Source organism: Rhizobium sp. CECT 9324 (assembly GCF_918741265.1).
GTDB lineage: Bacteria > Pseudomonadota > Alphaproteobacteria > Rhizobiales > Rhizobiaceae > Allorhizobium.
Window position 1 is genome coordinate 656,443 of record NZ_CAKKMZ010000002.1, and the last position, 12,717, is coordinate 669,159.

The 12,717-nt window shown below is 51.0% G+C and carries 9 protein-coding genes; 7 read left to right on the forward strand and 2 right to left on the reverse strand.

The genetic code is table 11. The features are described 5' to 3' along the window. Positions 1-15: 15 nt before the first annotated feature. Positions 16-1,227, reverse strand: a complete 1,212-nt coding sequence (locus LQ231_RS22910; RefSeq protein WP_230174196.1) for a polysaccharide pyruvyl transferase family protein — start codon at positions 1,225-1,227, stop codon at positions 16-18. Between the two features lie 1,256 nt (positions 1,228-2,483). Here LQ231_RS22910 and LQ231_RS22915 point away from each other — a divergent pair. The 5 genes from LQ231_RS22915 (at position 2,484) to LQ231_RS22935 (ending at position 7,573) form a co-directional block, all read left to right on the forward strand. Next, entirely contained in the window at positions 2,484-4,502 is a 2,019-nt protein-coding gene (locus tag LQ231_RS22915) for a glycosyltransferase family 1 protein (protein WP_230174197.1), read from the forward strand. After that, the gene (locus tag LQ231_RS22920; RefSeq protein ID WP_230174198.1) at positions 4,495-4,941 is read left to right on the forward strand and encodes a hypothetical protein; all 447 of its coding nucleotides are present in this window, start codon (positions 4,495-4,497) and stop codon (positions 4,939-4,941) included. The genes LQ231_RS22915 and LQ231_RS22920 overlap by 8 nt, the downstream gene beginning before the upstream one ends. A gap of 129 nt (positions 4,942-5,070) precedes the next feature. Continuing rightward, positions 5,071-5,865 carry a glycosyltransferase family 25 protein gene (locus LQ231_RS22925; protein WP_230174199.1) on the forward strand — a complete coding sequence of 265 codons (795 nt, stop codon included), beginning with the start codon at positions 5,071-5,073 and terminating at the stop codon, positions 5,863-5,865. Further along, the gene (locus LQ231_RS22930) at positions 5,858-6,010 is read left to right on the forward strand and encodes a hypothetical protein (RefSeq protein WP_230174200.1); all 153 of its coding nucleotides are present in this window, start codon (positions 5,858-5,860) and stop codon (positions 6,008-6,010) included. Before LQ231_RS22925 ends, LQ231_RS22930 begins: the two co-directional genes overlap by 8 nt. A 57-nt stretch (positions 6,011-6,067) precedes the next feature. Continuing rightward, entirely contained in the window at positions 6,068-7,573 is a 1,506-nt protein-coding gene (locus LQ231_RS22935; protein ID WP_290371384.1) for an oligosaccharide flippase family protein, read from the forward strand. Positions 7,574-7,673: 100 nt separating this feature from the next. On the opposite strand, the gene LQ231_RS22940 is transcribed toward LQ231_RS22935, so the two are convergent. Continuing rightward, on the reverse strand, positions 7,674-9,083 hold the full coding sequence (locus LQ231_RS22940; RefSeq protein ID WP_230174203.1) for a hypothetical protein: 1,410 nt from the start codon (positions 9,081-9,083) through the stop codon (positions 7,674-7,676). 1,197 nt (positions 9,084-10,280) lie between these two features. Between LQ231_RS22940 and LQ231_RS22945 the strand changes: the two genes are divergently transcribed. Both LQ231_RS22945 and LQ231_RS22950 read left to right on the forward strand, forming a co-directional pair. Continuing rightward, complete coding sequence (locus tag LQ231_RS22945; RefSeq protein WP_230174205.1) at positions 10,281-11,255, forward strand: glycosyltransferase; 975 nt, start codon at positions 10,281-10,283, stop codon at positions 11,253-11,255. Between the two features lie 55 nt (positions 11,256-11,310). Continuing rightward, positions 11,311-12,681 carry a glycosyl hydrolase gene (locus tag LQ231_RS22950; protein ID WP_230174207.1) on the forward strand — a complete coding sequence of 457 codons (1,371 nt, stop codon included), beginning with the start codon at positions 11,311-11,313 and terminating at the stop codon, positions 12,679-12,681. The last annotated feature ends 36 nt before the right edge of the window (positions 12,682-12,717 follow it).

Consider the following 12,717-nt stretch of genomic DNA (forward strand, 5'->3'; position numbering starts at 1 on the left):
GGAGGCAATAACCTGTTATGTGCCATCGTGTCTTGGCGGCAGATGATAGAGGTGTTCGTAAAGCGTCTGGATGCCCGCCGCCGCCGCCGCTACCATCGCCAAACGGCTTGCATGGCCTATACCGTCATCTTCGGCCTTTTTCACAAGGCATGCCAGTCGCACGGGTGTCGCCTCAAGCCCGCCTGCGAAAAAGCTATCGCGCCCTACTATTTGAAAGAAACTTTCTACTTTGGGATCCCATCCCAGCCCGACATGGGGGATTGCCAGGGCGTAGGCGGCGATGCAGGCATGCAGCCGGTGTGCGAGCACGACAGATACAGATTGAATAATATCGACGAGGTCTTCTGGTCTTTGGGGTCGTACCGCTAGAGTGATCCAGTTCTCGGCTTTATAATTCTGCAATAATTTTTCACTCAGCAATCGTTTGGCGAAAGCCTGATCTTCGCGGGCACCATTGCAGAAGAGCCGGATGCGGTATCCCTCTTCAATCAGATGCTTTATAACCGCACTGTATTCTCGTGCGGACTTTAGCGCTATATCAGTCGATGATCCGCCCGCATGCCGCTGTAGTATTACAGGATCCGTGACACAGATACCGACCAGAGATCGAGGAATTTTTTTCAGCACGGCACTCGAACTATCCGCGGAATTGTACGCTAAAAGTCCGGGATCAACCAATACAAGTGGTGAGGGTCCCGACGGAAAGTGTCTTCTCCAGTTTTTGAGCGCAAGATTGTCCCGAACCGAAACATGGAGCAATTGGATATGGCAGATCTTGCCAAAGAGTTCACGGGCTTCCGGTGACCAGTTGTTACTAACGCCAACGGAGTAGATTGCCAATGGCTTGCCACTCTTGCGAACACAGTCGAACAGTTTGCCAATTTTGAGCGGGAAGTTGAGGTCATCATCCTGAAACAGGTTTCCTCCGCCCACGACGATGGCATCGGCATTTTCAATTTTGATTGACCAGTCCTTCGCAAGGTCGTCCAATTTTGAACCGAGCATTGCCTTGACTGCTAGGCGTCGAGCGAATGCAGGAAGCCTGCGTAGCGCGCGGATAGCAAATTGCCGCCGCGGATGGGTGGTGCCGAAGGCGGTGCGCCCCGCTAGATCAACTGTTTCCACTTGCATAGCGCATTGGTTTGACAATGCAGTTTCTAGGCACTGGGCCAAAAGCCCATCTCCGAGATTCTCGCTGTACTTCACGTTAAATATTAGTACCTTCATGATGACGCCGCGATTTCGATGGGTACCCTCATCTTACGAAAGTAGGCCTCAATAATATTCTTTCCTGACCGCCCAATCCCAATAGGCAGGGCCGCAATACGACACCGCAAGAAGTGGTGATAAGCCTCATCGGCAGTGCAGATGCCGAGGAGCAAAGAAATCCATCCGCAACTGGTCGCTACAATTACTGTAGTTCGTGTGCCGGTTCCGTGCGCGTCGAGCACCTTGTTTTGGATCGCAACGCAGAAAGCGGTGCTTAGGGCGCGGAGTTTTGACCGCTGTACGCTTAAACCCGGTACACTCGGGCTGATCATGGGAATTCCATTTCCAAAGGTATTGACTATCGATTGTAAGGGCATGGCACGCGGAACACAATGTTCCCAGCCAAGTCTACTACAGGTTGCGGCACTAAAATTCATATCAAAGGAACCATTGTCCCATTCCCTCAAGGTTTGAATGAGAGTTGCTAGTGCAACTACCACCGGCACTGCCCGCAGGTTGTCAATCCGAGATCGGTTTACTGCGGGATTTTTTGATAATTGGAATACTATCCGATCACCAATCGTCCAGACCTGGCTGAGTCTTCAAAGCAACCGAGCAGATTGCCTCGCGACGAAGTTAGCACGCTGCAATTGCTGGTGCATTAAACCTAATTCGGTATGGGGACAGCAATATTTGGTTAGTTTAGCAGTAGCGCCGGAAACTCATATTGCCCGGCGCTTAAAACGTAACCGCTGGTGTCCGGCAACGCAAAACAACATCGCATTTGGTGTCCAAGTTCAAGAGCTGCAGATCGACTTCAAGAAGGCTGAGTAAACCAAACCAAGTATCGTTGACTAAGTCTTCAGTGAACTTTCGATTGAAACGATGTCAGCTCAGATGGCTCCAACTTATGTAGTGCCAAATCCACTTATCGTTGCATGCTGGGAACTGCCGAGGCGGACTCGGAAATAGGCATTGTACTGCTGATCCTTGTCACGCATTGACCGTCCAGCAAGGTAGCGGCCATCGCTCTTGAGCGGCTGCTGTCTGCTTCACAGGTACTCCTTTATGAGTAAAGCACAACAAAAACTCCAGCTATGAAACCTCTAGACTGTTGAATATTGTGTATCAATTAGGAAATGTCTTCGGTCAGCCGACGTCTGCGTCCCAAATTTCAAAGCCTTGAGAGAAATCGGACGCGGGCTCCGTCGGAGAGGAGTGGTGCGTGACAGCGTTGAATACAAGCTCATCGGTACAGGAAGCAGGTTTATAATATGACCGCTTCTTTTGTGGTGAACGGGCGCTACCTAACACAAAGAATGACCGGTGTTCAACGGTATGCCCGTAATGTCGTAAGCGCGATTGACCGACTGGATGGCGTGTTTGGCTCGGTTGTGATGACTCCGAAATCGGTTTTCGACCCGGGCTTTCAAAGCTTGACTACGGTTACCACAGGTGCGTTCCATGGGCACATCTGGGAGCAGATAGATTTGCCCCGTGCAGCGAAGGGAAAGATGCTGCTCAATCTTTGCAATTTCGCTCCCGTCGTTAAGAGGGACCAGATCATTTGTATCCATGACGCAAACGTATTTTCGGCGCCAGACAGTTACAGTCTCGCGTTTCGCGCGGCGTATCGCAGCCTCCAGCCGATGATGGTTCGCGGGGCGCTAAAGATAACCACGGTTTCCCACGCCGCCGCCCGTCAACTTGCCCGATACTTGCCGATATCACTGGCGAATATAGCGATTTTGCCAAACGGACATGAGCATGCGCTAAGCTGGGACCCAAAACTCGCTTCTCTGCCGAGCGAGTTGCCCGTTCAGGCATTTGCTCCGCCATACTTACTGGCTATAGGCTCCAGAGCGATGCACAAGAATATGGCTCTGCTTTTGGAGATTGCGACTAGTCTAGAGGAGATGGGCGTCAACATCGTCATCGCTGGCGGCGGAGGTGATATTTACAGACAGGAACTTCTTACGGATCGGCGAAACGTCTATTTCTGCGGGAGAGTATCGGATGACGATCTTGCTTATCTTTTGGACAATGCGCTATGTCTTGCGTTTCCGTCATTTACCGAGGGGTTCGGGCTGCCAATTGTCGAAGCAATGGCACGTGGTTGCCCAGTAGTTTCCTCCGATTGTGCAAGTATGCCAGAAGTTTGCGGTGATGCGGCTTTGTTGGCTTCCCCCTTTGATCCCCAGCAATGGATCCATCATATCCGGGCGCTGACGCAGTCGAGCGGATTGCGCGACGATCTCATAGGCTACGGGCGCGAGCAGTGCCGGCATTTTTCGTGGAAAAGTACCGCTGAGGGATATCTTGAAATACTGGATAACCCGAGCCGCATACCCATTAAATCCGCCCCCAAACCACCTCCTCAGCCAGATGTTGAGGCTGTCTTCGTCACTCATGGGAGGCCAGATGTTGTGTCGACGACAGTTCGACACTTCGTCGCAACGCAAACCCTGCGCCCATCCTCGGTTATCATTTCATGTGTAGTACCTGAGGACGCCGGAGATTTGGTTGCGCTCGATGGCGTAAGAGTTGTCCTGGGGCCAATCGGTTCGTCGGCGCAGCGCAATACGGCACTTACCAGTCTCAAAGATGGGACAGAGATAGTCGCCTTTTTCGATGACGATTTCTTTGCAGATGGGGAATGGATCTCCAATGCTGCACAGATCTTCCGGGACGAATGCAACGTCGCCAGCCTTACCGGAGACGTTGTCGACTATAGGTTCGACGGTGTGGGGGTTGGATTTCAGAATGCCTTGAAAGACCTCAAGTCGATCGGTGCACGAGAAAGATGGACAGAGCCCTGCAGTCCTCACCGCAGTAGTATGGCATTCCGCGTCGGAGCGATTGGCGATCTTTGTTTTGACGAACGATTGGTCCTTCAAAGCTGGCTTGAGGCCTATGACTTTGGGGAACAGTTGGCCTTGCGTGGTCATCGACTTGTTAAGTCGTCTGGATCCGCAGGGCTTCACTTGGGTATAAAGACTGATTGGACAAATGGCGAATGTCTAGGCTACTCCCAGATCGCGAATCCCATTCACCTTTTCAAAAAAGGTACTATGACGCGTCGCCAGGTCGCAATTTGCGTTTTGCGCAACGTAATCAGTAACCTTCGACGTGAGCTCACGCCAGCGCACAATGGTCGCGAAAAGGGGAAGATGAAAGGAAATATTCGCGCATTGATAGATGCTGCACGTGGGGAGTTGGCTCCTGACAACATTGCCGCCTTCGGAACTCTCAAGACTACGGTGCGGGCGGGCAGGGAGCATAGGGATGCTTAACAATCTGCCAGACCCAGTAGAAATGCCGGCCATGTTGTGCTGGTCAATCACGCTCGGTGCAGTTCCCCATGTCATCGCGAGGGTGCTGGCTTTTGTTGTTTTCGTCCACTTTTTATCGCCGACCTTGAATGCGAATGCGAACCAGTCCTCCAAGTTAGTGGGAGCTGTGTCGGGACAAGCGTGGTGCGTTGAGCGGGCTGTCGGCGCGGATATGCTGGCGATTGTGCTGCAGGTACTGCACGAGGGGCGACGGGCCTCAAGTTTTTCGGTAACCGCCGGAGCCGGCTCAGTAGAGAGAATTGGGTCCATGCACACTTGCGCCAAATCACCGCTTATGTCGTGGCAGCATTTCGGTCCAACTGCTGCCGAACCTGCCAAGAACATCGAATATCGGATTACGATCGCGAGGGAGGTGCGCCGTCAATATGCTCGTCTTTAGCACCACCAATCATTCGAGAACTCTTCATTCTCTGAGATGTTATTCACAATCGCAACGCAGCGTATGATTTCGATCTCTCCAATGCCAAGATTTCATCAATGTTTGAAACCATATGTCGGAGGGTTGAACATGATCAACAATCTAGAAGTTAAGATCATAAACATGGAAAGCGCTACTCATCGCCGAGAAATGATACGCCAGATATTTGATCGATCATCTTTTGACTGGTCCATTTTCACTGCGCATACTTCGCTGGACACAGCCGAAATCTCATATAGTTCAACTGAGATTTTGAAGACCTTTGGTCGCACCCTTTCCCCGCCCCAACAAGGTGTGTGGTCTAGCCACTATTTTGCCATTAAGACCTTTCTCGATCATAGCGCCCACGATTACTTGTTGGTATTCGAGGATGACGTCATATTCGACGTTGCTCTGCCGGTAGACCGGCTAATTGACTACATGGCGAAAAGCGACATTCACTACATGCGGTTGTTCGGCATGTATAATGCTCCCGCAGTTCGGATCACTGCATGGTATGATAGATCAATCTTGCGGTACAAATCTAGTCCTAGTGGCACGCAGGCCTACTTGCTATCAAAAGAAGGGGCGGCAAGGATGATATCATCGCTGAAGACGATTAACTCTCCAATTGACCTTGCTATGGATCAGTTTTGGAAGACTGGATTGCCAATTTATTCCCTATTCCCCTTTCCTGTTATCGAACGTTTTTCTGCGAGCTCCATCCCCATATACCCTCCAGCTCAGCTCGACGCGATAGAAGTTGCTGCTACCTATTTGCACAGGATATCGCAAAAGCTGAAAAAGATCAGGCAGAACATAGCGCTTGTTTCTTCCGACACCCGATTGAGAGCTAGTGCAAACGTTTTCCAACAAATCCGTTCTGAAGACGTAAGAGATGCTTGAAATCCTCGATCGCCAACTGGCAGCGGCGCTGCAAAGAATGGTGGCAACGTTGGGGTTCATCGACGCCGCCATCTGCAGTTACATCGGGCATCTTTTGGTCACCAAGGCCATCATGCAGACAACGGATTTCGAAATGTCTTGCTGATCGACCGAAATTCCTAGCGGACAGCAACCACCTTTCTGGCACCTGAGGTATCCTCTTGTGAGTAGTAACCACGTACCGTCATTATCAGAGAGGACTGCAAAGGCCGGGCTATGGACCGTTGGGGGGAAGCTGTTTACTAAGTGTTTGGACTTCATCTCCCTTCTCACGCTGGCTCGTTTTCTCGGCCCAGGAGAGTTCGGCGTCGTTGCCATGGCAATGACGGCTGTTTTAATCGTTGAGGCCGTCTCCGAGATGCCTTTGTCAGCGGCGCTTCTAAATCAGCAAACGCCGACTGACGCGATGTATGATACCGCCTTTTCAATTGCACTCCTGCGCGCTTTTTTGGTTGTCTTGGTTCTGTGCGCGCTATCGTGGCCACTGTCACTTTTGTATAACGAACCGCGGTTGATCGCGCTCCAGTGCGCACTATCTTTTGCTCCCGCCATGCGCGGTCTTATCAGTCAGCGGTTGGTTGAATATACGCGCGCAATGGATTTCCGCCGGAATGTTGCTCTTGATGTTCTAGGAAAGGCGGGTTCCCTCGCCATTGCAGTTGTGTTGGCTGTAACAACCGGAAGCTATTGGGCGATTGCATTTGCCACAATTTCAACTTCTGCAATCATAATGATCGCATCGTATATTCTTGCTCCGCAACGCATTCGTTTTAGCCTCTCCGAATGGCATTTATTTGCCGATATGGTCGGGTGGATTGCGGGGGGGCAGACCTTGTCTGCTATCAACTGGCAAACTGATAAAATTGTCCTGCCACGGTTTGTAGATATTGCTACCTTTGGTCGCTTTACCACAGCGGATGCTCTCGTCGCCATCCCAATTCAGGCAATTATTCAACCAATAACACCACCGGTATTCTCGGCTTTCATCGCGGTTCGTCACAATGGCGATATTGGTAGGGTTTATCTAAAGGCTTCGACCGCTGTATATTCTTTTGTGGGCTCAATTCTTCTTATGATGGCGATGCTGTCTCAGCCCATCATTCACCTTGTCCTGGGCTCAAAGTGGGAAGGGGTCAGCCCCATACTAACTTGGTTAGCCCTAGCCGCCGCTTTCGGCTATTTGCCAACGGTCCTCCTGCCTGCACTTGCGGTAGCACTCAATCGAGCGAACTTGGCTTTCGTAAAGTTCGCAATTGAGTTTTGCATAAAAATTCCCCTGATCATCGTTTTGACTATGGCAATGAAATTGCAGGGAATGTTGATCGGACATGCGATTTCATCGGCCTTAGTTCTCTTCACGACGTTACTTCTGGTCAGAAGGCTGACACGCCTCGGCATACTGACTCAATTGCTTAGTCTCCTCCGGCCCTCCGTAGCCTTGGCTTCTATGGCAGGCTTCCTAGAGGTGGCGTCGAAGCTCTTCGGTCCCCATGACAGTGAACTGTACATATTCCTGAATCTCTCCTGGGTGTGTAGCCTTTCGCTTGCTATATTCATGGTGACGAATCTAGCACTGTGGAGAATTTTAGGCTGTCCGGATGGTTGGGAAGCGATAGCGCTGAACGTGCTGAGGAAAATCGTGGGCTCTAAAATACAACGCTCACATTAAGAAATATTCGGCAGTCCGCAGTCGGACAAATTAATTGGCAGGACTGAAGTCCAATCTGTAAAGAACACCACCGTCTGCACTCAATAATGGTTGCAGCCGTTTAAGCCTCTTGCTTTCTAATCAGCTCTCTTGCTTCGATCAAACCAAAATTGCTTGGATTGGTGGGTATCGCACTCTTTAATCCGGCCATTATGAAGAAATACAAACCCAGATCTAGCGTCGTTCCCGATATTAGGGCGCCGACAATAAGGCATAGGCAGCCGTTTCTGGCCGCTAGGCCGACGTCGGCCGGGTAGCTCCTCGGAATGCCCCTCGGACGAAGGACTGACGTGAACAGAAACATTAAAAAGAATATAGTTCCAGGCACCCCAACGTTTGACAACAGCGCGACGGCGAAAGACGACGTCCTTGAGGTGCCAAGACCTACACCAAATCCATAGGAGTCGAAGAAATTCGACAGACCATACGCGTTCCAGGTGCCGCGCTCTATCGCTGACGGTGAGGTGGGTTTGCTGAGAATAGTCACCTCGATATAGTCGTAGACTAAATCATAAAAGCCCTGATTCAATATCAGGAAAAAAGCAACCATTAAAGTGACGAGCGGGAAGCCTAGAAGGACAATTACGCTGGCGCGTGTTCCAGACATGCCGCCAGCGCGGAATACACTGGTCACGTACAATATTCCTAGACAAACTGGAAGTCCCGCCAGCCCCCCTGACGAAGTCGAACGAACGATCATTAGGCAGGACAACAGGAACAGAATTCCGTTTGTCGCGCTGTGGCGCCCGCATATCCACAAGGTGCCACAGAACCCCACGACACCTAGGCTTATTCCAGCAAAAGAAGCAGCTTCGGGCCATGACCCGATTATCCTCCGCATTCCCGACACGATTTCGTCGGCATGAAAAGCGTACTGCGCATTGCGAATATAAGTAAACATGGTGACCAGCGGTGTGCCTGGGCTGACCATATCCGCGATCCCGAAGGAGAGGTTTGCGGCAGCAAATCCCATCAGTCCTATTGTTACGTTGCGAAATCCATTGGGGGTCGATGCAATCGACAATATCAAGGAAAATGTGATCAGATCGGCAATGAGATAAATCGCTTGGGTGAAATTGCCACCGACTGGCCCGAGAGGGACGGTTCCGTCGCTGTTCGGAGTTGCTTGAGCTCCGATCGGTACGATTTCGATCGCGTTTGATAGCATACGTGGTGAAAAGTAACCTGACAGTATGCCGTAAGCCACCAGCAAACCTAGCCACATTACTGGGGAAGAGCGGAGGGCGATATCTATCGTGGATGATGGCTCCCCGCGACCCCATAATATCGAGAATGCAAGGAACGCTATAAAGAGATGCCCCGGCTGGATACCCGTCGAGCCGAACATCACAGCGGCGGCTCCCCCCAAAACTGGAAGTATCGAGAAGGCAATAACCGTTGCCCCGCTCCCTCGCCACATGCAGATTAGGCCTATCAGCAAGGTCAAAATTCCGATGGGTTCTACCCCCATGTCTCACTCACCCTATCTGAGAATCCAATCGGTTCAGACCCTCTGCCGCAAATCGCTTTCTGTAATTCTTTCCTCTGAAACTTTCATTGTACAGGGTGCCTTTGGATACCCTTGCACAGCAATATTTCTCAGCTGATCAACAAACGACTGCTAATGTAAACACCTACCCCGAACCCGAACAGGCATCTCCTTCCGTTCCGCGTGTCAACTCTGCATCGGACTTCGCAAGGCGTGCATCTTTGTTTTGCGCGCCGGGCGCGAGTGAATTTGTAATGGTGCTCGAAAGAATTACGAGGGTAACATTTGACCGATTTCGCAACGCAGTGACGAGCGGCTGCCAGTCCCGGCGCCTTTCATTGCCCATTGTCAAACCTTCATCGGCTGATGTCGTCGCAATCCAGGCGGGATCTTTTTGTTGATTGGCATTCCGAATGGAACCAAACGTAAATACTCGGCGGCAAACAAGGTGCGAGTGACTTCCATATTCGGTTGTGAGAGGAAAGTGATCGCATCGATGCACCGAACTAGGTATGATGAGAGTTGCCGTCTCTATTATTTTGGCCCAACGATCAAGCAAACATACCGTTTGTTCAAGTATTTTTCGCGTGATCCATGTCAACCTGCACGCTGGCACAATGGCGACACATTCTGTCTCATCGCACGTCCATATAATGTGATCTTCAGCCAATTCCTTTCTTTGGCGCGAAGCATATGGAATATCAAAGCCGAGTAAGCCGGGTACGATGTATCTTGCGAATTTTGAGAATTTCCCTTCTCGGCGTGATCGGGAAAACAATGATTTGCTCCCAAGGTCAGTTGCTCGTCCGAAGCCATGTGCTCTACCGTCGTTGATACTTACTAGAGTGCCAGCCATTCAACTCTCCCTCCAGCGAACATAGTCCTTGTTCTCTGCCAAATGAGCAAACTCGAGCACAACGCTTTCATTCGGGGAGCTAGCGGTGTTGTTTGATGACATTCAAAGCACACAAAGAAACCAACCCATGTGTCCGTCGCAGAAACTGAAAGTAATCTGCGGACATTTCACGCTCTGCATCAATTCCCGAATTTCTGCAGGTTCCGAAGGATGTACAGTCATTAGATATCACGTAAGATCTGGCTGGGAAAGATGCGAGGTTGGCGTTGGGCGGAAACTGAAGCTACTGTGTTTTTCAATTGTCTGAGATGGGAGATTTACCCGTGAATGTGCAGTGCGTAGTGTATGTCACGGATGAAGGCTATTTCTTTCCGACAGCGGTTTCGGCGTTGCAGGCGAGAAAGGAGGCTTTGTCTTCCACAGATATCGTAATCGTTGCTACCGAGGTGTTTCGGAACAAATCGAACGCAGAAGAATTTTGTCGCGATGCAAAAATTGTTCTTGTAGATGGGGCCCAATTTCTGGCCGAAAAATTTGCCAAGATCGATCAAAGAGATTTTTCTGGCCGGGTGAGTGTCGCTGCGATGGGGCGTTTGCTTTTGTCGGATGTGTTGCCAAGCCACTATCAGCAGGTGATATACATCGACGGTGATACCCAAATCATCGGCAAAATTTCTCCATTGGAGCAGATTCATGTACCCGCAGGGAAGATATTGGCTGCGCTTGACTATATATCAATAGTTCAGCGCGCGCGCGGCAACGCTTCCCATCGGTACTTCAACTCTGGCGTTCTCAAGTTCGACCGGTCAGATTGGATTGGGCAAGATGCTTTTGATTACTTCGTGACACACGGCGGCGAGTTGCATGATCAAGGCGCGCTGAACGCGGTGGCTGGGGATGGGCTGATTTTGATGTCAAATCGGTGGAATTTCCCCAGGCAGTTTCTGCACCTAGCTGGGACGCGCCCCTCAATCATTCACTTCGCCTCTCATCCAAAGCCATGGGACGGAGTCTTTTTTCCTTGGTCACAGGCCGAAACCGCGACCTATAGGCAGGCTCTGCGAGAAAACCAGAGTTTGGAGCCGTTCGTGAGAAAAATCTCGACCGCCAGGCGTTGTGCCTACAAGGTTCGTTCTTTGGGCGATCGAATTGCGTGCCGCATACCGTTCTTTGAGCTGGCTGCGTATCAGAGTGAACTGCGACGCGTCGTTCTGGACTGGCAGTGCGATGACGCTCTGTTTGCCCCTTCGGACGCATTTTCTTCGCTTGTGCCCAGCCCCGTTTCTACCATGCAGTGATCGCGGAACTTTAGCGAATTTTTATGCGCAAACTGGAACTGAGGAGGGTAGGTTGATGATGCATATGAAACCAGATGTCACCTGTAAGCGATTGTGCCTCGCCTCTTTGCTGCGGCTTGCCGTGGTTTTGGCAACCTATTCGCACACACAAGCAAATGCATCAGGGTTGCCCGCGAGACCAGCAGAGGAGTTTCTGAACAGCATCGGCGTTGCGTCGACATTTGAAGATCGTGGGCAAGCCCATTCCAAGACAGTCGAGATGCTTCGGTATGGCGGATTTCGATGGCTACGGGGTGGTATCGAGGGGGTTACCGGTGATGGTCCGGTAACTATTGATACGTTCCTCGCGATCCACAAGGAGACCGGTGTGAAGATAAGTTGGGGTTTGGGCAGCGGGGGTAACGACCTGGACAAGCTTTTGGCGACCGGTCGAGTTCTTGCAAATGCAGGCGCGCTACTCGCATTCGAGGGAAACAACGAACCCAACAACTGGCCTGTCGTTTATCACGGAAAAGAAGGAGGAGGGACAAAATCATGGCTTCCCGTTGCGGGTTTGCAAGCGGATCTCTATCGCTCAGTCAAGAGCGATCCTTTGCTTGCGACTTACCCAGTTTGGTCAATCTCGGAATCGGGCGCTCAAACTGATAATGTCGGATTGCAGTTTCTACAGATTCCTGAAGGTGCCGACACACTCATGCCACCTGGCACACGTTATGCAGACTATGCCAACGTTCATAATTATCCCTATCATCCAAACGTACCGTTACCATCTGATAACAAAAGCTGGGACGCGTCGGATCCAGGTAGGTCGTCCCGGGTCGATGGCCTTTACGGCAATTTCGGCAAAACATGGGGTCGTGGCCACCAGGGTTACCTGGAAGAGGATTTGGCGCAGTTGCCAAAAGTAACGACGGAAACTGGCGTCGCCGTATCCGGTGAGGTCGATGAGGCGTTACAGGCGTCGAATCTGATCAACATCTATTTGTCGCAGTTCGCGCGCGGCTATTCCTACACAGCCGTTTACCTTCTGCGCGATCGTACTGACGAAGAAGGGGTACAGACCTACGGCTTTTTTCGCCCGGACTACTCACCTAGAATGGCGGCACATTACCTGCACAACTTAACTCTGATCCTGGCCGACGATTCGACTATGATACCTACGGGCCTATTAGAATACTCCATCGAGCCGGAATACGAGACAGTCCATGACCTGTTGCTTCAGCGTAGCGACGGCGCGTTTCAGCTTGTTCTGTGGGGAGAGGCCTTGAAGGGCGAGAATACGGTGACCGTAAAATTCAATAGGACTGCTGCCAAGGCTGCTGTTTTTGATCCGACTATAGATACTTTACCGCAAACGGAATATGTCGACGCAGATGAAATTATAGTGAAAATTAGCAATCATCCGGTCATAATTACTGTGCAGTGAGGAGTAGGGCTCCCGCTTCGAATGGTTCGAACTTGC

Bases quoted from the DNA above. Each gene is read 5' to 3' on its own strand.
- LQ231_RS22910 (WP_230174196.1), bottom strand. From the start codon at position 1,227: ATGAAGGTACTAATATTTAACGTGAAGTACAGCGAGAATCTCGGAGAT.
- LQ231_RS22915 (WP_230174197.1), top strand. From the start codon at position 2,484: ATGACCGCTTCTTTTGTGGTGAACGGGCGCTACCTAACACAAAGAATG.
- LQ231_RS22920 (WP_230174198.1), top strand. From the start codon at position 4,495: ATGCTTAACAATCTGCCAGACCCAGTAGAAATGCCGGCCATGTTGTGC.
- LQ231_RS22925 (WP_230174199.1), top strand. From the start codon at position 5,071: ATGATCAACAATCTAGAAGTTAAGATCATAAACATGGAAAGCGCTACT.
- LQ231_RS22930 (WP_230174200.1), top strand. From the start codon at position 5,858: ATGCTTGAAATCCTCGATCGCCAACTGGCAGCGGCGCTGCAAAGAATG.
- LQ231_RS22940 (WP_230174203.1), bottom strand. From the start codon at position 9,083: ATGGGGGTAGAACCCATCGGAATTTTGACCTTGCTGATAGGCCTAATC.
- LQ231_RS22950 (WP_230174207.1), top strand. From the start codon at position 11,311: ATGATGCATATGAAACCAGATGTCACCTGTAAGCGATTGTGCCTCGCC.